Raw genomic sequence first — 17,975 nt, 5'->3', positions numbered from 1 at the left:
TGGCTGGATTCGACTTTTTTTACGAAACCGGCGAAGCTGAAAACTTGAAGGTAAAAAAGGACTTGAGCATTGTTAACTTTCTAGACTTAAGTGAAGTAGGGACTGGAATCGCGACCAACAAAAAGGTAACGGTGACCATGGTCGAAACGAAGATTAATGCCGCTTTGAGCTTTGTCGGTATTCATCCAGTAAGCCACGAACAGTATTAAAAATCTTTTCAGAAAAGCGCGGCCCCACAAAGACAGGATATCCCTTTTCCCAAACAAGAGTCTTCCATTTTTCCTCCACCTCCGGAGAAACTGGATGAACAGTAAGCCCATGGCTCTTCATGGCCGCAATTGCATCTTGTTCTAATTTGCGAATTTGCTTTTGCAACCTGGCCCCTGCCTCGCGGGCGGCATTTTCAAGCAACGGGCGCAGATCTCCTGGGATCCTGTCCCATTGTCTCATTGAGACCACTGTTGTTCCGGGAAGCGGCTGCCACCGAAGGTCTGTCATGTGGGGCGCCAGCGCAAACCACTGGAAAGACAAGGCCGCGGCCGGCGGTGCGGGAAACGAGTCCACCAGGCCGGTTTGCAGCGATGGTAGCAAGTCTGTGATCGCCAGAGGGACCGGATTGAATCCCAAGGTCTTCATTAGTTCCACATAGGCGGTATCCGAGCCCCAGAAAAAAAATTTCCGCCTCTTCATATCGTAGGGCCTTATGACCGGTTCCTTTGTGAAGAAGTGGACCCAGCCCGTTGTACTCCAGGTTAGGACCTTAAATCCTTTCTTGGCCAGGCGGGCTTCGAATTCCGGCCCCATGCTTTCTATTACGTAATCAAATTCTCCGTCAGTTCGGATAAGCATGGGAAAAGAGATGGCCTCGATGTCGGGAACAATATCGATTAGAGTTCCACTAGTAAGAGCCGTTGCGTGCAATTGCCCGATGCGGATCTTACGTAACATGTCCTTTTCGTCCCCGGCCACAGCCCCAGCATAGACTCTCAGTGTGACCTTGCCGTTACTCAGCTCTTTCCACTTTTGGGCTACTTCCAACATTGCTTCATGCCATGGGGAACCTTCAGGGGCGACCGTGCCGAGTTTAATGACTTGTGAGAACGCCGGAGCAACTCCCAGCGCCACCACGTTAATAAATACGCAGAAGATCGCCGTTTTCATGATTCGGTCTCCTCGTAGTCCAGAAAAAGCTGTGGGCTGTGATCCAACAACCACTGCGCTTTCTCCTGAGCCAATATGTTAGCAAGTCTCCATTCGGGCATAGCGTTCGGGTCAATGGCAAGGGCTTTACGCAAGAGATCTTTGAACATTTTGAAATCTTGTTTGCGGACTGCCACAGATGACGCCAGTGAAACATAGGGTGAAGCCTTCTTCCCCCTGGTGAGTGCAACAGCGCGATCGAAGTGCTCACGGGCGCGTTCTGCGCTTCCTCCCATAGCTTCCGAGCGGCTTCCCTCATAGGCTATGAAAAACTCATGAATGGCCCCGCTCTCAAAATCTTCATCGAGGTCCAGGGCACGGCGCATCATAGCCTCTGCAATAGGAAGTTCCGCTACAAGAGACATATTGTTTACATCCGCGGAAATGGCGCCTGCCCAACCGGCCGCAGCCCAGAAGAGCAGCGGCACGTCTTTTGTTGACAAATCCTGAAGGACCCACTGAGGGTCTTCCTGCAGTTTTGTCTCAAAGTCAGGATAATCAAGCGCCAGAGCAGCCAAGGCATAATTTCGTCCGCGCAAGTATAGCCTTGTCGCTCGCCGTCGAAGATGCTGTGCACGCTTATGATCGAGTTCTTCTGACCTCTCTGCCTCAGCGTGGACAAATGCCTTCGCATACGACACAAATCCATTAGCGGTTGCCAACAAGAGATTGCGGTCCTCAGGTTCTGAGGCAAGCAGCGCTTCGTAAGTTTTGAGAACAAATGGCAAGGCGTCGCGAATCAGTGCAGGATCATCGTCCTCAACGAATACTCTTGATCCGGACGGATCTGAGAAGACGCCAGCAACATCGCGAATTGCAGCTCCGCGTAAGATCCCACATCCGCTTTCCAGCAGCAAAACAAGAACTAATAAAGCAATACAGATTGTCCGAGAGGGGCGTTTCCTGAATGTTAAAGTCATTAAATTTTTTCTGACGTGATAAGCAAACTGACGCAAGTTCCGAACCTGGATTTTTTTGAGTCTTTTCTCTTTGGACTTTGTTATGAGAAGTACCTTTATGCCGAGAAGCTCCTAAAGTCAACTGGGTGTTTTTTTTCGGCAGGATTGTGCTAAGATAACAAACTATACGGAGAACGATGGGATTAACATTATTGCTGAAGCGGAGCTAATGACTACAAAATCTCCATTTAAATCCGGGTTTATTGGCATCATAGGCGCACCCAATGTGGGAAAATCCACCCTTCTGAACCAGCTTTTGGGCCAAAAGATCGCCATCACCTCGGAAAAACCGCAGACCACCCGCAACCGCATTCTTGGAGTGGCACATCTGCCTGGGGCCCAGCTTGTATTTCTGGATACGCCTGGTATTCATCGTGCTAAGGGGCCCTTGAATGTGCGCATCGTGGAAGTGGCCTTGAGGGTCTTGGGCGACGTGGATTTGGTGGTGTTCATTACAGATGCTGCTTGCCCGGACAGGGCTTCGGACGAAATCATCCTTAATTCTTTGAAAAAGAGAGCCCTGCCGGTCATTCTCGCCATCAATAAGGTAGACCTGGTGAACAAGGAAACACTCCTTCCCTTCATTGATCAGTGGCGCGGGTCCTATCCCTTTGAGGCTATTGTTCCAATTTCGGCCCTCGATCGCACCCAGATTGATGAATTGGTCTCAGAGATGGTAGAAATCCTCCCGGAGGGCCCTAGATATTATCCTGAAGACAGTGTTACGGACGCGCCAGAAGGTTTTATTGCAGCGGAAATGATCAGGGAAAAGGTGTTTCGATTGACAGGAGAAGAGATTCCTTATGCCGTGGCCGTAACCGTGGAATCCTTTAAGGAGCGCCCCGGCAGGAATCTCATAGACATCCAGGCCACTATACATGTTGAGCGGGAGTCCCAAAAACCGATTATCATTGGGAAAGGGGGAACAATGCTCAAACGGATCGGACAGCATGCCAGAGAAGCAATCGAGCACATGGTCGGGCGTAAGGTCTTTTTGAAGCTCTGGGTCCGGGTTCAGAAGAACTGGACCCGGGATGAAAGGGCCATAAAAAAACTCGGGCACTAGCATGATCCTCTCCTTTCATCCTAACATTGTGGCCCACGATAACATCTTGTGCGCTGGCCGGCTGCCAAATGATGAAGACCGAGCCGCCATTCGCCGGGCAGAGGCCATCATCGTATCCCAGGGATGCAGTGAAATCCTGTACAGGATGTGTCGCAAGTATTGCCCCCACGTTTTTCCAACCTATGATGTTCGCTTTGATTTTCCTGGAAAACTCGGCCAAGCCAGGTTGTTTAAAAAAATGGGCGCGCCTTTTCCCCTCACCTATTCCTTTGACGACATAGCTTCCTACGATGACCGTGAAGGACAGAAGAATGCTTTGAGTTTTCCTTGCGTTTTCAAGTTTGACTGGGGCGGGGAAGGGGAGGAGGTGTTTTTGCTCGAAACAGAGCAGGCCTTGGAAAGGGTCCTTGAAAGGGCCAGACGCATGGAACAGGCTGGCCAGAAGGGTTTTGTGCTTCAGGAATACATTTCGTGTGGGGGGCGGAGCCTGCGAGTTGTTATCATTGGAGACCAGTTGTTCAGCTACTGGCGCCGGCAACAAGATGCTTCTGAATTTCTCACAAACCTGAAGGCCGGAGGGGTCATTGATCATGAGTCCGACCCGGACCTTCAAGAAGCAGGCAAGGAGGCTGTCAGGGATTTTTGTTCAAAGACCGGGATTAATCTTGCAGGCATTGACCTTATCTTTCCGCACGACGAAAAAGGAGCCACCTCCTTTTTTCTCGAGATCAACTACTTTTTCGGAAGACGGGGCCTGGGAGGATCTCTTGAGTATTACGATCTGCTGGATAAGGCAGTGGGGCTTTGGCTCAAGAACATCGGGTTAGGGCTGGGTCAGAAATAACTTGGTAGAATTGGCGCTCAGATTTGGGCTAGATTTGGCTGATCTGATTGAGCAAAACCACAGGAATAGCAAGCTCTTTCGAGGATTTTGCGAATGAAGATCGGCCGAAGATGGCCTGAAGCTGAGATGTCAAAATGCCAAGTTATTTCTGACCCAGCCCTTAAGCCTTTGAACGTTTTGGCACTGGCCGTTTCCCTTTTGCCGGCGCGAGTCTCTTCTTTGATCGGTCCGATGGCCTGGGACGTCGTGACGCGGGCTTTTTGCGTGTTTGCCGGGACGGTTTTGCTCGGTCTTGTTCGTACCAATCATCCTCAGCCCATCTGACTTCTATCTTTTCTCCAATAAATTTCTCGACAGCCTCCAGATAGTACACGTATTTTTCACACGCAAGGGTAATGGCTCTGCCTGCCTTGCCGGCTCGGCCGGTCCGTCCGATCCGGTGGACATAGTCTTCACAGTCCTGAGGGATGTCGTAATTGATGACGATGTCGATATCTTCAACATGGATGCCACGGGATGCAACGTCTGTGGCCACCAAGATCTTAATCTGGCCGGCCTTGAACTGTTGCATGATCTTCAATCTTTGTTTCTGATGAACTGTTCCGGTGATGCCAACGGCGGAAAAGCCATTGCCTTTCAGTTTGCGGGCAAGCATGTCGACACAGGTTCGCGTATTGGCAAAAATCAGGATGCGGTTCCATGTCTCGCGTTTTAGGAGGCCGAGCAAAAGATTTAGCTTTACGTTGTTCCCGACATGGTACAAGACCTGGTCGATCTCTTCCACGGTGATCTTTTCGCGATCTGCAAAGACTTCTTCCGTGTTGTTCATGTGTTCGTAGGCCAACTCCATCACCGCAAATGAGAGGGTGGCAGAAAAAAGCATGGACTGCCTTTTGTTGTGACGAGGCAGTCGTCTCAGAATGAAGCGGAGGTCTCTTATGAAGCCCATGTCAAAGAGTCGGTCCGCTTCATCAATGACCGCGATACGAACATTTTTGGGGCTGAAGACCTTTTGTTTCATGTAGTCAATTAGACGACCCGGCGTGGCCACGACTATATCAACTCCTTGGCGAAGAGCCATTTCCTGTTTCACGTAGTCAACGCCACCAAAGACCGGCAACACTGAAAAGTCAGTATGACTTCCCAGTATTTTGGCCTCCTCACAGATTTGAAGGGCAAGTTCGCGGGTGGGGGCAATGACCAGTGCGTAAGGGCCAGGACCTTTTGGCGCTGGTTGTCTCAAAAGGCGATGGAAGATCGTGATGAGAAACGCGGCTGTCTTACCCGTACCAGTCTGGGCCTGGGCCGCTATGTCTTGCCCTTTGAGGGTAAGAGGCAAGGAAAGGGCCTGAATGGGCGTGCACGACTTGAACCCTGCCGTATCAATGCCCTTTAGGATTTCTTCAGGAAGATCAAATTCGGTAAACGGGACTTCTTTGGTCTCAACAATTGGAGCTGTCATAACATTACCTAAACAACTATAGAGCACGCTCACGTCCTTTGCAAGCTAGTTTCTTTTTCCCTTGAAACCATGAACACCGCGCGCTAACCTGCGAATGGGCGGCAACTTCTCAAAAAGTCCGGGCAACGCGGTTGCCACAAACGCTGGGAGATGCTTCTCCTTTGAATTCTCTTACTATCGACACAGACGAGATTGCCATCAACATAGAGCGGCGGAAGGCCAGAGAGTTAAGACAGTCGCAGTGGTGGAAGCGCCAACTGGCCCGTGGCCGTTGTTATTACTGCGGCAAATCCTTTCCGTCCCATGCGCTCACCATGGATCACATGGTGCCTCTAGCCCGAGGCGGCAAATCCAAGAAAGGCAATGTGGTCCCTGCGTGCAAGGAGTGTAACAACAAGAAGAAATACTTGCTTCCTGTTGAGTGGGAGGCATATCTGGAGTCTATTACCGAAAATAGTTCCTAATGACGTGGAGTGGGATCGGTGGTGAGTACGGGATAAAGGCGAGGCTGACCTTGCCTTGGCTATTGATTTTTTTGAAGACCTGGTTTGCCTCATATGGGGGAATCTGTTTGCGGGTCTCCCAGTCAGTCATTTGCACCTTCATCATGATCTTGTAAGGGTCATCCACCAGCCCGAGCAGCGTTGCCGTCATATTGGAGATTTTGTCATAGGCGCCCTCCTCACTCAGGTGAAGCTCCTTTTTCATCTGCCTGTGGTATGCCATGATGGCATAATAATCGATGGGTAGCCTGGTCGCTTCGGCCAGACTCTGGGACAACCAGGCCAGAGCATTTTTCGGGTCAGTGACCGACTCGTACATGAAATTCATGGCCACCTCGATTTTGGGGTCCACAGCCTTTGCCGACTGTATCAATTTCCGGGCAAGGTCCAGCAACTTCTGGTTTTTCCAGCATGCCCACACCCAGAACGTGTCCGAATAACGAGACACGCACCAATGCCCTTCTGCATCCATGAAGACGTTGCCGTAAAGGGCTCGGGGATTGAGCGCCTTGCCGGTTTGTCTTTCAAACAAGCTCACGGCCTTTGAACTGAAATCCTCATACTGATACATGATCAGGTCGTCTTGGATCAGAATGCCATCAACGCCCGAACTAACCACGTCTTTGTAAATGCCTATGAGCTTTTTTTCAACAGACTCATCAAAGATACTCCACATGGCGATCGGTTCAAAGGCTTGCGTTTCAAAGCAATACGCAAGAGCCCTGGAAGCTTCGGGATCAGGCAGGTGAAGCGGCATCTTGCGGGTCTCCATCCAGGCAAAGACCTTGATACCGTGATGGTGCCCGATGGATACGATTTTTGTCAAAACAGGATCTACGACCGGTGCATGTGACGTCTCAAAATAGACCCCCGCTTTTTTCCGAGGCCGGGTAAAATAATGCGCCCTGTCGCCATGGTTTTGAAAGGCGCGTACAATGACGGTATTGACCCCCGCTTTCTTAAGATTCACAAAATTCTTTTCTGTCTCTTGAAAATTTCTCGACTCAAAGACCAAGACCTGTGCCCCCAGAATTCGCCGCGTAGAGGGCAGTTCCTTTTTTGCAGGGTAAGTCCTTGCTTCTGCTACTGAGGCCGCAACGCAGCGGGTGGACATGCTGCGTTCGGCAAAATAGATTTCACGGAGACAAAGACCTGCTGGGACTACCAGCAACACTGCCAGAACATAGAGCCATTTTTTTCGCATCTGAAGCGCCATGAAAGCCACCCTGTGATAATTTACGCAGTCTCTGCCCTACGACGAATCGGTTTCCCATGTCAAGAAGATTATACTATATATGGTATTATTAAGGGGAAGCTTGTTCAATATGTAGGGACGTGATGCTTTTGAGTTGAAATATTGGACCTTGTGTTTTATCAGTGTTCATGAAAATCGGGAGCTTAGTTTTAGACAATCAGCTCATTCTGGCTCCCATGGCCGGAATCACCCAACTCCCTTTTCGACGGTTGGCCAAAGAAGCAGGATGTGCCCTTGTTGTGACTGAAATGGTCAGCTCGAACGGTCTTGTTCACGGTGGGCAGAAGACCTTTGAATTTCTCAAAAGTCATCCTGCAGAGCGCCCCATTTCAGCCCAGATATTTGGGGCAGACCCCAGTGTGATGAAGGAGGCTGGCCAAATTGCCCAGGCCCATGGCGCAGATTTAGTCGACATCAATTTGGGTTGTTCAGTCCGAAAGGTAGTGCGACAGGGAGCGGGAGTGGCTTTGATGCGTGAACCGAGACGGCTTGAGTCGATTTTAAAGGCAGTGCGCAAGGCGGTGAGCTTGCCCCTAACAGTTAAGATCCGCTCGGGTTGGGACCCTTCCGGAGATCAGGCCATGACAGTCTCTCGTATTGCCGAAGACTCCGGGGTGGATGCTGTGGCCATTCATCCCAGGACCGCCGTGCAAGGGTTTGGCGGCAGGGCCGATTGGTCATTGATTGGCCGGATGAAAGATGGTCTCTCCATTCCGGTTATAGGCAATGGTGACATCCGCAAGCCGGAGGACTTGCTAACAATGCTGCGGCAAACCGCTTGCGACGCGGTAATGATCGGCAGAGCCGCCGTGGGAAATCCGTGGATCTTTACCCAGGCCCTTGATCTGATTAACGGGCGTCATCCCGAGGTCCCCGATCTATCCGCACGCCTTCGAGTGATATTGCGTTATCTTAAATATGCCGTAGATCATTTTGGAGAAGCACGGGCGGTGCGAATGATGCGAAGCCATCTTGCCTGGTTTGTCAAAGGTCTTCCAAGGTGCAGCGCTTTTAGAATTGCTATTGTCCGTCTGAAATCTCGGCAGGAAATGATAGATGCGGTTTGCACATATTTTCAAGAGCTGCAGACCATGGGCGTTGAAACTTGATGGTAGGTTAATATGCTGAGGGGGAAAGACCCAGTTTGCCACGTAGGCGCTGCCGGTACCAGGCGTTGTTCCCGACGGGCCTTCTCCCCCGTCTGATGTGTATAGAAATCCATTCATATCGAACAATCACGGCCCAACGGCGGCTGCGACTCCAGGCGGGCCTAGTGTTGAATTAACCGGTCAAAAACTCAGTTTTTTGGGCCTTGCCGATCAAGAACCGAATGCGCTTTCCTGCTGGTTTTCTGAGTCGCGTGCCTCCTCTCCAGGTGTAGGGCGCACCCTGCATTCAGAAATACCAGACGCAACAAGGCGGTAGGGATCACGCCGCAGGCCACCGCAGGCCGTTGTGTAGGGATTCCCCTTCACAATATGGCTTCCAAGGCAGCGGGTTTCAGGTCAAAAAGGGGTTGAATCTTGAGGGTGTTCGTGCCGATCATTTTGAAATCATTTGAAAAAGCGGCGCATCGCGAAAAGCTCCAACAGGGTGTTCTCCTTTGGCATGGCGCTTGCTATGGAGGGATTAAAGGCTGTTCTTCAATAAATTTCGTTCACAGGATGTAGCCCGGTTCAACGGAACAACAGAAGGTAATCACCAATCTGGAAAGGAGGTGAAACAGGGGGGCGTTGTTCCACCGGGTGCCGGGGCAGGGTGCTGCGGAGGTCCAGTGCCAAAGCCGAGTCCGGTGAGACGACTTCCGTGGGCTTACTCCAAGACCGGGAAGCATGGCCTGTTTCCTACAAGAAAACAAAACGGAGGAGAAAATGAAAGCAAAAAGAACAACCATATGCATCATCGCTCTTATAGGGGTTTTCGCCCTTTTGGTAGGGGTGCCGGCGGGTGCCAAGGACGACCTGGGAGTCTCCGAAGCCAAGTCAGACATGACAAAGGCCGCCGAGGCCGGCAGTGCAAAAGCGGAACAGGCCCAAGAGGGCTTGGCGCAGAAAGCCACCATGGACAAGATCAATGTGAACGAGGCAAATCTGTCAACCCTGACTCGAATCAAAGGGATCGGCCATGAAACGGCGCAGAACATCATCAACTACCGCAAGCAAGTCGGCTCATTTCAAAGGCTGGAGGATCTGACGAACGTAAAGGGGATCGGCGAGAAAACCCTGGAGCAGATCAAGCCCTTTGTCACCGTGGATTGACAAAACGGCGTACCGGGCCGTCACCGGGCCTTTCCCGTGGGAAAGGCCCGGCCTTCGAAAGGAGGAGCAAACCCCGCTCTGCATCGGGGCGTGGCCAAGGTTCAGGGGAGGGACGGGCATAAATAGATAACTAAGTTTCTGTGAGCTAACAGTTGTTTACTTGAGCATTCTGTTCGCCTCTCTTTACGGCGTACCCCACTCCGGGCTGGGTCATCCCGAGACGCCTGGATAAGTCCGTCAACGCGTATCCCAATTCCCTCACCGCCCAATAACAGAATAACCCTCTTGCCTCCGCCTTTATCTTTTCCCTGCTACCGGAATAAATGTCTTTCCTGCCTACGTTAAATATTTGACAGACTCGGTCCTCTACTGTCTTAAGATAATAATCCAAGTGCTTTAACTCATAATAGCGTTGAAATCTCTCTTCCGATTCTTCCAGCACCTGAAGAACAAAATCACTATCGCCCAATATCCTTCGATTTGAAATCTAGACAAAAGAACACTTCCATGATATGGACCGCCAAGCTTTAACGGGTTTTGCCCAAATCCCTTTTCGCTGGGTCTAAAAGGTTTTCTCGCGGTTTCCCGTGACCCGCCAACCCTGACTATAAGGAGGCCACTAATGATATTATCAGGCTCCATCATTCATATCTATCATGTGGCAATACAGCCCCACCTGCGCTGAAAAACGGAAGAAAATTCCAGGGCACTGCTCTGCGGACAGGAATCGGCCTGACAATATGTCTGATATTTTGAGATACGTTAATATGCCGAGGGGGAAAGATGACCAGTCTTCTATTCATCGACGATGAGGAAGGGGTGCGGCGGTCGCTGAAGCGGGCACTCAAGAAGGAACCATACACTGTCTACACAGCAGAAGACGGGGAGACGGGCATCCAGTTGGTTGAACAATACCTTTCACAGATCGGTGTTGTTATCTCCGACTACAAAATGCCCGGACTGGATGGACTGGAAACCCTCGCCCTTATCTCTTCCATCAATCCTGAAATCACCCGCATACTCCTTACGGGCTATGCCACCATGAACAGCGCCATTCGGGCCACCAACGAGGGCCTTGATGGGTTCCTCACAAAACCCTTTGATAACATTGAACTAAGGAATAGAATTCAGGACATTATGATCAAGAAACGGCTGAGACAGTTCGTTTCTGATCAGGTATACAAGGAGATCAAGAGCGACCCCACGGTCATGACCCCGAGAAAGCAGCAAGTGACGATTCTCTTTAGCGACATTAGAGGGTTCACGGGAATGTCTCAGCAGTTTCCTCCAGAGGAGATTGCTGAGTTTTTGAACGATCACTATTTTACTCCGTTGGGAGAAATAGCATATCGGCATAACGGCACCGTGGACAAACACATGGGTGATTGCATAATGGTGATCTACGGATCTCCCGTGTCCCACGATGACGACGTTGTCAGAGCCATTGGGTCGGCCATCGAGATGCAGAAAACGAGCCGGGCCATCAGCGAAGAGTTGCGGCAAAGAAACGGGTTTCATCTGAACGTAGGCATAGGGATCTGCACCGGTGAGGTAGTGTCCGGAGTGTTTGGTTCGCTGCGCAAAAGGGAATACACGGCCTTTGGAATGGCTGTCAATATCGCGGCTCGTCTTGAGAAAATGGCCAGGGGGGGCGAGATATTGGTGAGTGAGACGACCTATATGGAAGCGCTAGAGCAATTTGTAGCCGAGAAGTTGCCTCCTACTGTACGTGTCAAAGGCTTGGACAGGCCGATGCCTATCTATCGAATTCTGGGAACCGTTTAGGGTTTCAACTTGATGCAACAACTGTTTTCAAGATCGCTGCCGGAGATGCGAATGGCCTCGGCCTGTTGGCTTCGGATTTCCGTGACCTTGATTTCACCGATCTTGGGACCTGAAATCAAATAGACGCCGTCTCCATGGCCCTTAACCGGTTCGCCCATTGCAAAGACCTCCAGAATATCCCCAGCGGCAAGTCCCACATCAATGCCGGTTGAAAGGGTAAATATGCCATCAGAGCTACTGATGATGTAGCCCCTCCAGGGCACTTCGGCCAAACGCCTGCAGATCATTTCCCCAATCTTGGGCGTGATCTTGTCAAGAATGGAGTGTGCAATTTCTTTGTTGTACTCGTTAGAACCTCTAACTCTTTGCCAGGCATCTTCTGAGACCTCCACTTCTTCCCGGACGAGTTCATCGAACAGCATTGAGGTTGTCTCAATGTCATAGGCCCTCACACGAAAAGAGACTCTCATAAGCAAACAGGTTTCTCTGAATCCCCAGATGCCGCGTTTGTCCGTGACACATTGAACCTCTGAAATTCCTTGCTCGACCACAGCGCTGAGCCCGTGGATTCTGCCAAACTCGGCAAGGGCTAAGTGGTCGATCCGGCCTGATTCAATGCGAGGCATCTCTTTCAAGGCCTCTCGGATCTTGCGGGAATCCATGATGCACAGCCCCTCGCAACTGCGGCCCAGAAAACACCTAAGCTCAGCGCCAGCCGCCTTTCGAAAATCCTCGCCCCCGTAACTCGAGGTGCTCAGAGTCGGGAGAAATGCAATCTTTTTCTTTAGATCTCTGCTTTTGCCCATGATGTCGCCGGCAATTTTTTTCGTTGTGGCGCAGCCGGTGATTAGCAAGCAGCCCAGAAGAAAAAACACCGCGAGATTAGATGTCTTTCTGCCCACGATTCCCCTATCCTTTCTCCTTGTACTCAACGCGTGCCGTGGTCTTGATGCCGCCCCTGGGCGTAAAGGTCCCAACGACCTCTGCAAACTTGGGGTCAAGGACAAAAACCAGATCTTCCAAAATGCGATTTACCACATGTTCATAGAAGATGCCGACGTTGCGATATTGCAGCAGGTAGTATTTCAGGGATTTAAGTTCAACAATCTTGTCCTTCGGTAAATAACGTATAGTGATACACCCAGAGTCGGGAAGGCCTGAAATGGGGCACAAAGACGTAAATTCAGGCTGGTCGATCTTGATCTCAATGTCCCTTTGGGCGCCATATGCATAGTCCAGCGCTGCAAGGACGTCTCGGGCCACCTTGTCAGGCTTTTCAACTCCGGCCAGCAGTTTTTTCTGCATATCCGACATATCCATGCTGGTTCCTTTTCATGGTCAGAGCGTAAAAGATCGGCGTATCGAGCAAAGCAATCAACACCTTAATTATGTACTGCCCCAAGATCATTTTTCCAAGATGGGGGACTACGCCCCAGAAGGCAATCCCGATAAAAATAACCGTGTCCACAAGTTGACTGGTCATGGTCGACAGGTTGTTTCGCAACCATTTGTGTCGGCCTCCAGTCAGGTTCTTCCAAAAATGAAAGGCCCATACATCATGTTTCTGGGAACACAGGTAGGCAAGCAACGATGCCAGCACAATGCGACGATTAGGCCCCAGAAGTATTTCGTAGGCCGACTGCTTCTCTTGCATGAATGGAGCTACTGGCAGGAGCATGCCGGCATAGATGATTATCATGGCGAAAATGGAGGCCAAGAATCCATACCATACAGTTCGATTGCCTTCGTCTTTTCCGTATGTTTCACCAATGATATCAGTGAGAAGAAACGTAAACGGATAGATGATGACGGCGGCAGGCACGACCAGATTCCAGATAACAATGACCTTGGCTGCAATGATGTTTGAGACCACTAACCCGGAAACAAAAAGTGATTGAAGCACCGCCAGCTTAGTCAGTTTCACAATAATCTATAGATCCTAAAACGATATCATCAAGTCCGCCATTTTTTCGGCTTCCTATAGCACAATTATCCTGACAGTAAAAGAGCAACACCTTTTCTAGACACGAAGCTGTCCGCAAGCAGCGCCAATGTCCCCGCCTTTGCTTCGGCGTATCAGAGTCGTGTAATGATTATCTGTGAGGATTTTCTGGAAAGCCAGGATGGTGGCCTCGTCAGGTCTTTTGAATCGGCTCCCCTCAAAGGGATTGAAGGGAATGAGGTTGATCTTCGCCCGGAGGGGCTTCAAGAGCCTTGCCAGACGGCCGGCGTCCTCAGCCCTGTCATTTACGCCGGAGATCAGGACATATTCGAAAGTGATCATGCGCCGAGAGGGCAGGGGGAACCGGCTGCATGCGCCAAGAAGCGCTTCCAATGGGTACGTCCGGTTGATGGGCATCAAATAATCTCTGGTCTTGTTGTCTGCCGCGTTTAAGGAAACAGCAAGGTTAACCGTGACGTCTTGTCCAAGGTCGCCTATCTTTGGGACAAGTCCTGCCGTGGAAAGGGTTACGCGGCGACTTGAGAACTGCAGGCCGTTGTTGGCGGTAATGATGCCGATGGCCTGCACTACGCTCTCATAATTGGCGAGGGGTTCCCCCATACCCATAAACACGATATTGGTCAGGGACTTCGGGTGTGCCAGATCATTTCGAACAGCGCAGACCTGGTTCACAATTTCTGCAGGTTTCAGGTTGCGCACGAATCCGCCACTGCCGGTGAGGCAGAACTTGCACCCCAAAGCGCATCCAACCTGGCTTGAGATACAGAGCGTCCGATGACCCCGCTCGGGAATCAACACGCTTTCGACATGATGGCCGTCCTTAAGGCAGAAAAGGTATTTTTTTGAGCCATCCCTGGAAGCCTGAATCAGTTCAGGGTCAAGACGGCTTATTGTGAGTCTTCCGGAAAGCCACTGCCTGAAGTCCTTGGAAAGGTCTGTCATCAGAGAAAATTGACTGACGTTTCTGTGGTATGTCCACCGGAGGATCTGGCCGGCCCGATAGGGCGCGATGTCATGCGCCTGAAGCCAATCCGTAAAGGTTTTCTCGGTAAAGTTCTTTATGTCGTGCTGATCTGACATGGCATGAACGCTTCACACCTAAAGTCTTTAAGAAAAATATTCTCTTGACACAGGAAGCAATGAATAATAATTATAACAGGTTTTACAAACAATAGGAAACGCCATGTTCGAAGACCTGACTGACAAACTGAACTTGACCTTCAAGAAACTTAGGGGACACGGCAAGTTAACCGAGAAAAATATTGATGCCGGGCTTAAAGAGGTTCGCATCGCCCTTCTTGAAGCCGACGTCCATTATAGGGTTGTAAAACAGTTGCTGGCATCCATCAGGGAGCGTGCCGTCGGCCAGGAGGTGTTGGCCAGCCTGACACCAGGGCAACAAGTTGTGAAGGTTGTTAATGAAGAGTTGGCGCAGCTTATGGGAGACAGGCATGAAGGGCTGAAACTCATTGGCCAGCCTGCGCCTGTCATGCTCGTGGGCCTGCAGGGTTCAGGCAAGACCACAACGGCCGGCAAGCTGGCCAGGTTCTTGACGGGACAAAATCGAAGGCCTTATCTGGTGCCGGCTGACATCTATCGCCCGGCAGCTATTGAACAGTTGGAGAAACTCGGAAATGAGCTGAATATTCCGGTCTTTCCGGCCACGGACGACATGGATCCAGTGGATATTTGCCGGAATGCCCTCCTGCAAGCCCGTCAGGAATCCCGTGATACCCTTTTGATAGATACAGCGGGCCGCCTTCACATTGATGAGAGCCTGATGGCCGAACTCAAACGCATCAAGGAGGCTGTACAGCCCTCTGACATCATCTTGGTGGCCGATGCCATGACCGGCCAGGATGCCGTCAATATGGCCAAGGCCTTTGATGATGTCCTTGACATAGGTGGCGTCATACTCACGAAGATGGAGGGTGACGCCAGAGGCGGAGCAGCCATTTCGATCCAGGCAATGACTTCAAAGCCCATCAAGTTTGTGGGCGTGGGTGAAAAATTGGACGCCCTGGAATCTTTTCACCCAGACCGTATGGCATCCAGGATACTGGGAATGGGTGATATGCTCACCCTCATTGAGAAGGCCCAGAGCGCTGTTGATAAAAAGCAGGCGCGCGAACTGGAAGAGAAACTTCGAAAAAACCAGTTCACCCTGGGAGACTTCCGTGATCAAATGGCGCAGGTTAGAAAGATGGGTTCCATGGAGGAGATCCTAGCCATGATTCCCGGCATGGGAAAGCTCAAACAGATGAAACAGTTCAAGGTGGACGAAAGAGAATTCGTACGCATTACAGCCATTATTGATTCTATGACTGTTCAGGAACGCCGGAGGCACCAGATTATTAACGCAAGTCGGCGCAAACGAATTGCCAAGGGAAGCGGAACTACGGTCCAACAGGTGAACCAGCTCCTAAAGAATTATGTCCAAGTGCAAAAGATGATCAAGAAGTTGAACAAAGGCGGCTTTCGCCCTTTTGGTCGAGGAGCCTTGCCGTTCTAAGGAGGAATAGTGTCGGATGTCAGTTAAGATCAGATTGGCCAGGTTTGGCGCAAAGAAAAAGCCGTTTTATCGAATCGTTGTGGCTTCCAACGAAGCCCCTCGGGATGGGAGATTTCTCGAACTCGTGGGAACCTATGATCCCCTTGGCAAGACTGCCTCCGTGACTTTGAAACGAGATAGCATTAAGACATGGATTGACAAGGGGGCCATCCCGACAGCAACCGTGAAGAGTCTGCTGAAAGAGCATGGTTTCTTTTCGAAAAGACCTAATACTTAATGGAGTTTTTCTAAACCAGCTTAGTTGCCGTCGCTTCTTTTTCATGCTGTGAGGAGGTCGGGAGATGAAGGATCTGATCAAGTACATTGCTCAAGCGCTGGTGGATCATCCGGAAGCAGTGGAGGTTTCCGAAGTGGAAGGATCGCAGACATCAGTCCTGGAGCTGAAGGTGGCCAAGGATGATCTCGGGAAAATCATTGGGAAACAGGGCCGAACGGCCCGTGCCATACGGACGATCCTGAGCGCGGCTTCGGCCAAAATCAAGAAAAGGTCTGTACTTGAGATCATCGAGTAGGATTCCATGGGAGAGGATGCCCGCCTCCCTGTAGGCAAGATAGTTGGTACCCACGGGATTAAGGGCCACCTCAAGGTTGTTTCCCACGCGGACTCCATTGAGGTCTTTGCGCCGGGCAAGGAGTTAGTGCTCAGCCGAAAAGGGGAGTGCTGCGGAAAGTTCTGCGTAGTGTCCGCCCGTCCGCACAAAAGCGTGATCCTTCTCGCCTTAGATGGTATAGCCTCCGTTGAAGCGGCAGCACAGTGGATAGGCTGCCAGCTTTGTGTTGACGAGGCATCGTTGCCTCAACTTGAAGAAGGTAGCTATTACTCTTACCAGATCATGGGGTTGGAGGTTTTCACACTGGAAAACCGACGTCTGGGGCGTGTGAAAGCGATTTTTCCCACAGGAAGCAACGACGTTTATGTGGTTCAAGACGGCAAGAAGGAGGTGTTAATTCCAGCCATCGATTCGGTGGTGGTCGATATTGATTTGAAACACAAAACCCTGAAGGTCGATCTTCCTGAAGGATTGGAAGATTGACGAATGAATTTTACGGTCCTCACGCTATTTCCTGAAATGTTTTCCGCCTTGCAGGTGGGAGGCATCGTCAAGCGGTCTGTTGAAAGCCACCGCATATCTATCGAGACGATAGATATCAGAGATTTTGCGAGTGACCGTCACCGTACTGTGGACGACCGTCCCTATGGCGGTGGTTGCGGCATGGTGATGAAGCCAGAACCCATGGCAGAGGCCATTCGGCATGCCCAGGGGAAGTATCCTGAGGCTCACACGGTTTTGCTCACGCCACAGGGTAGCCTTCTTGATCACGGACTGGCCAGAGAGTTGGCAGGATTTGCAGGGCTTATTTTGATCTGTGGCCGCTATGAAGGGATTGACGAGAGGATTTGCCAGGACCTTGTGGACGAAGAACTGTCCATTGGTGATTATGTCCTGACCGGCGGTGAACTGGCAGCCATGGTTGTTATTGATACGGTAAGCCGGCTAATCCCAGGTGCTTTGGGGAACGAAGAATCGGCCGACGAGGACTCTTTCTCAACAGGCCTGCTGAAACATCCGCAGTACACCCGGCCAAGATCTTTTGAGAAGGCCCAGGTGCCGGACGTTTTGGTCTCTGGGAACCACGAGGCTATCAGGCAGTGGAGGCGACAGGCTTCGGTGGCGAGGACGTTTTTGAAAAGACCCGATTTGCTGTTGGACCAGCCACTGACATCTGAGGATGTAAAGTATCTCAAAAAACTGCATCAGGATATCGAAGCCATTATAGAAAAACATTCGCCGTAACAGTCCTGGTTATGGAAAACCTGGTCCTCTGGGCCAGGTCGCCGACTTCGCCAGCCTACTCCGCCGAAGTGGCAACGGCTACGAAGGCCGGGAAGTAGCCTTGTTTACGAGCTCTCCGTCGGCCTGCGGGCTGAAGCCTATGGCGGAGAGCCCGAAGGCTACGGCCCGCAGGCGGACGGCTGAAAGAGTCATTGGCTATGCCATAGTTGGTTGCGTGGAAATGCCAAAAATGCCTTGTATACTGGAATTTAGATATAAGAGTTAGCATTTGAGGGTACGGGGGATGTCCCCAGCCCTCCAATATTACAAGTT

The 17,975-nt window shown here is 51.0% G+C and carries 20 protein-coding genes; 11 read left to right on the top strand and 9 right to left on the bottom strand.

Annotation, left to right across the window (positions count from 1 at the left end; genetic code table 11):
- Positions 1–153: 153 nt before the first annotated feature.
- Both dctP and JW883_07895 read right to left on the bottom strand, forming a co-directional pair.
- Positions 154–1,161, bottom strand: coding sequence for a TRAP transporter substrate-binding protein DctP (dctP, locus tag JW883_07900; GenBank protein MBN1842186.1), 1,008 nt, complete (start codon positions 1,159–1,161; stop codon positions 154–156).
- Positions 1,158–2,120: a TRAP transporter TatT component family protein gene (locus JW883_07895; protein ID MBN1842185.1), complete on the bottom strand. Its 963-nt coding sequence runs from the start codon at positions 2,118–2,120 to the stop codon at positions 1,158–1,160. The genes dctP and JW883_07895 overlap by 4 nt, the downstream gene beginning before the upstream one ends.
- 208 nt (positions 2,121–2,328) lie before the next feature.
- Between JW883_07895 and era the strand changes: the two genes are divergently transcribed.
- On the top strand, positions 2,329–3,225 hold the full coding sequence (gene era, locus JW883_07890) for a GTPase Era (GenBank protein MBN1842184.1): 897 nt from the start codon (positions 2,329–2,331) through the stop codon (positions 3,223–3,225).
- 1 nt (position 3,226) lies between these two features.
- Positions 3,227–4,069: a glutathione synthase gene (locus JW883_07885; GenBank protein ID MBN1842183.1), complete on the top strand. Its 843-nt coding sequence runs from the start codon at positions 3,227–3,229 to the stop codon at positions 4,067–4,069.
- Between the two features lie 160 nt (positions 4,070–4,229).
- Here the strand turns inward: JW883_07885 and JW883_07880 are convergent, their stop codons facing one another.
- Positions 4,230–5,531 carry a DEAD/DEAH box helicase gene (locus tag JW883_07880; GenBank protein MBN1842182.1) on the bottom strand — a complete coding sequence of 434 codons (1,302 nt, stop codon included), beginning with the start codon at positions 5,529–5,531 and terminating at the stop codon, positions 4,230–4,232.
- A 161-nt stretch (positions 5,532–5,692) separates the two neighbouring features.
- On the opposite strand from JW883_07880, the gene JW883_07875 reads away from it, so the two are divergent.
- The gene (locus tag JW883_07875; GenBank protein ID MBN1842181.1) at positions 5,693–5,995 is read left to right on the top strand and encodes an HNH endonuclease; all 303 of its coding nucleotides are present in this window, start codon (positions 5,693–5,695) and stop codon (positions 5,993–5,995) included.
- On the opposite strand, the gene JW883_07870 is transcribed toward JW883_07875, so the two are convergent.
- Positions 5,976–7,250 (bottom strand): hypothetical protein, encoded by a 1,275-nt coding sequence (locus JW883_07870; protein MBN1842180.1) that lies wholly within the window; start codon positions 7,248–7,250, stop codon positions 5,976–5,978. The two genes, JW883_07875 and JW883_07870, sit on opposite strands and share 20 nt — an antisense overlap.
- 167 nt (positions 7,251–7,417) lie before the next feature.
- Here JW883_07870 and dusB point away from each other — a divergent pair, with 167 nt between their 5' ends.
- Positions 7,418–8,398, top strand: coding sequence for a tRNA dihydrouridine synthase DusB (gene dusB, locus JW883_07865; protein ID MBN1842179.1), 981 nt, complete (start codon positions 7,418–7,420; stop codon positions 8,396–8,398).
- 762 nt (positions 8,399–9,160) lie between these two features.
- Complete coding sequence (locus JW883_07860) at positions 9,161–9,547, top strand: helix-hairpin-helix domain-containing protein (GenBank protein MBN1842178.1); 387 nt, start codon at positions 9,161–9,163, stop codon at positions 9,545–9,547.
- Positions 9,548–9,692: 145 nt separating this feature from the next.
- Here the strand turns inward: JW883_07860 and JW883_07855 are convergent, their stop codons facing one another.
- The gene (locus JW883_07855; protein MBN1842177.1) at positions 9,693–10,016 is read right to left on the bottom strand and encodes a hypothetical protein; all 324 of its coding nucleotides are present in this window, start codon (positions 10,014–10,016) and stop codon (positions 9,693–9,695) included.
- 314 nt (positions 10,017–10,330) lie between these two features.
- Here JW883_07855 and JW883_07850 point away from each other — a divergent pair, with 314 nt between their 5' ends.
- A complete protein-coding gene (locus JW883_07850) occupies positions 10,331–11,332 on the top strand; it encodes a response regulator (protein MBN1842176.1) in 1,002 nt (333 codons plus the stop codon).
- Here JW883_07850 and JW883_07845 read toward each other — a convergent pair.
- The 4 genes from JW883_07845 to rlmN all read right to left on the bottom strand — a co-directional run bounded on the left by JW883_07845 (position 11,329) and on the right by rlmN (position 14,375).
- Positions 11,329–12,234, bottom strand: a complete 906-nt coding sequence (locus tag JW883_07845) for a hypothetical protein (protein MBN1842175.1) — start codon at positions 12,232–12,234, stop codon at positions 11,329–11,331. The genes JW883_07850 and JW883_07845 overlap by 4 nt on opposite strands.
- A gap of 7 nt (positions 12,235–12,241) precedes the next feature.
- Positions 12,242–12,646 carry an NADPH-dependent 7-cyano-7-deazaguanine reductase QueF gene (queF, locus tag JW883_07840; protein MBN1842174.1) on the bottom strand — a complete coding sequence of 135 codons (405 nt, stop codon included), beginning with the start codon at positions 12,644–12,646 and terminating at the stop codon, positions 12,242–12,244.
- Entirely contained in the window at positions 12,609–13,259 is a 651-nt protein-coding gene (locus JW883_07835) for a queuosine precursor transporter (protein ID MBN1842173.1), read from the bottom strand. Before JW883_07835 ends, queF begins: the two co-directional genes overlap by 38 nt.
- Before the next feature lie 93 nt (positions 13,260–13,352).
- Positions 13,353–14,375, bottom strand: coding sequence for a 23S rRNA (adenine(2503)-C(2))-methyltransferase RlmN (rlmN, locus tag JW883_07830; GenBank protein MBN1842172.1), 1,023 nt, complete (start codon positions 14,373–14,375; stop codon positions 13,353–13,355).
- 103 nt (positions 14,376–14,478) lie between these two features.
- Here rlmN and ffh point away from each other — a divergent pair, with 103 nt between their 5' ends.
- The 5 genes from ffh to trmD all read left to right on the top strand — a co-directional run bounded on the left by ffh (position 14,479) and on the right by trmD (position 17,663).
- Positions 14,479–15,807: a signal recognition particle protein gene (gene ffh / locus JW883_07825; protein ID MBN1842171.1), complete on the top strand. Its 1,329-nt coding sequence runs from the start codon at positions 14,479–14,481 to the stop codon at positions 15,805–15,807.
- A gap of 16 nt (positions 15,808–15,823) precedes the next feature.
- A complete protein-coding gene (rpsP, locus tag JW883_07820) occupies positions 15,824–16,084 on the top strand; it encodes a 30S ribosomal protein S16 (GenBank protein MBN1842170.1) in 261 nt (86 codons plus the stop codon).
- 64 nt (positions 16,085–16,148) lie between these two features.
- Positions 16,149–16,379 (top strand): KH domain-containing protein, encoded by a 231-nt coding sequence (locus tag JW883_07815; protein ID MBN1842169.1) that lies wholly within the window; start codon positions 16,149–16,151, stop codon positions 16,377–16,379.
- Positions 16,380–16,385: 6 nt separating this feature from the next.
- Positions 16,386–16,901 (top strand): 16S rRNA processing protein RimM, encoded by a 516-nt coding sequence (rimM, locus tag JW883_07810; GenBank protein MBN1842168.1) that lies wholly within the window; start codon positions 16,386–16,388, stop codon positions 16,899–16,901.
- Between the two features lie 3 nt (positions 16,902–16,904).
- Positions 16,905–17,663: a tRNA (guanosine(37)-N1)-methyltransferase TrmD gene (gene trmD / locus JW883_07805; protein MBN1842167.1), complete on the top strand. Its 759-nt coding sequence runs from the start codon at positions 16,905–16,907 to the stop codon at positions 17,661–17,663.
- Positions 17,664–17,975 lie beyond the last annotated feature (312 nt).

This window comes from Deltaproteobacteria bacterium (assembly GCA_016930875.1).
Lineage (GTDB): Bacteria > Desulfobacterota > Desulfobacteria > Desulfobacterales.
Note: the sequence above shows the minus strand (reverse complement) of the source record. Positions and strands in the feature narration are given on the sequence as shown.

Coding starts and splice junctions, on each gene's coding strand:
- rlmN (MBN1842172.1), bottom strand. CDS start 14,375: ATGTCAGATCAGCACGACATAAAGAACTTTACCGAGAAAACCTTTACG.
- era (MBN1842184.1), top strand. CDS start 2,329: ATGACTACAAAATCTCCATTTAAATCCGGGTTTATTGGCATCATAGGC.
- dusB (MBN1842179.1), top strand. CDS start 7,418: ATGAAAATCGGGAGCTTAGTTTTAGACAATCAGCTCATTCTGGCTCCC.
- rpsP (MBN1842170.1), top strand. CDS start 15,824: ATGTCAGTTAAGATCAGATTGGCCAGGTTTGGCGCAAAGAAAAAGCCG.
- JW883_07860 (MBN1842178.1), top strand. CDS start 9,161: ATGAAAGCAAAAAGAACAACCATATGCATCATCGCTCTTATAGGGGTT.
- JW883_07870 (MBN1842180.1), bottom strand. CDS start 7,250: ATGGCGCTTCAGATGCGAAAAAAATGGCTCTATGTTCTGGCAGTGTTG.
- ffh (MBN1842171.1), top strand. CDS start 14,479: ATGTTCGAAGACCTGACTGACAAACTGAACTTGACCTTCAAGAAACTT.
- rimM (MBN1842168.1), top strand. CDS start 16,386: ATGGGAGAGGATGCCCGCCTCCCTGTAGGCAAGATAGTTGGTACCCAC.
- JW883_07850 (MBN1842176.1), top strand. CDS start 10,331: ATGACCAGTCTTCTATTCATCGACGATGAGGAAGGGGTGCGGCGGTCG.
- trmD (MBN1842167.1), top strand. CDS start 16,905: ATGAATTTTACGGTCCTCACGCTATTTCCTGAAATGTTTTCCGCCTTG.
- JW883_07815 (MBN1842169.1), top strand. CDS start 16,149: ATGAAGGATCTGATCAAGTACATTGCTCAAGCGCTGGTGGATCATCCG.
- JW883_07885 (MBN1842183.1), top strand. CDS start 3,227: ATGATCCTCTCCTTTCATCCTAACATTGTGGCCCACGATAACATCTTG.
- JW883_07880 (MBN1842182.1), bottom strand. CDS start 5,531: ATGACAGCTCCAATTGTTGAGACCAAAGAAGTCCCGTTTACCGAATTT.
- queF (MBN1842174.1), bottom strand. CDS start 12,646: ATGTCGGATATGCAGAAAAAACTGCTGGCCGGAGTTGAAAAGCCTGAC.
- JW883_07895 (MBN1842185.1), bottom strand. CDS start 2,120: ATGACTTTAACATTCAGGAAACGCCCCTCTCGGACAATCTGTATTGCT.
- dctP (MBN1842186.1), bottom strand. CDS start 1,161: ATGAAAACGGCGATCTTCTGCGTATTTATTAACGTGGTGGCGCTGGGA.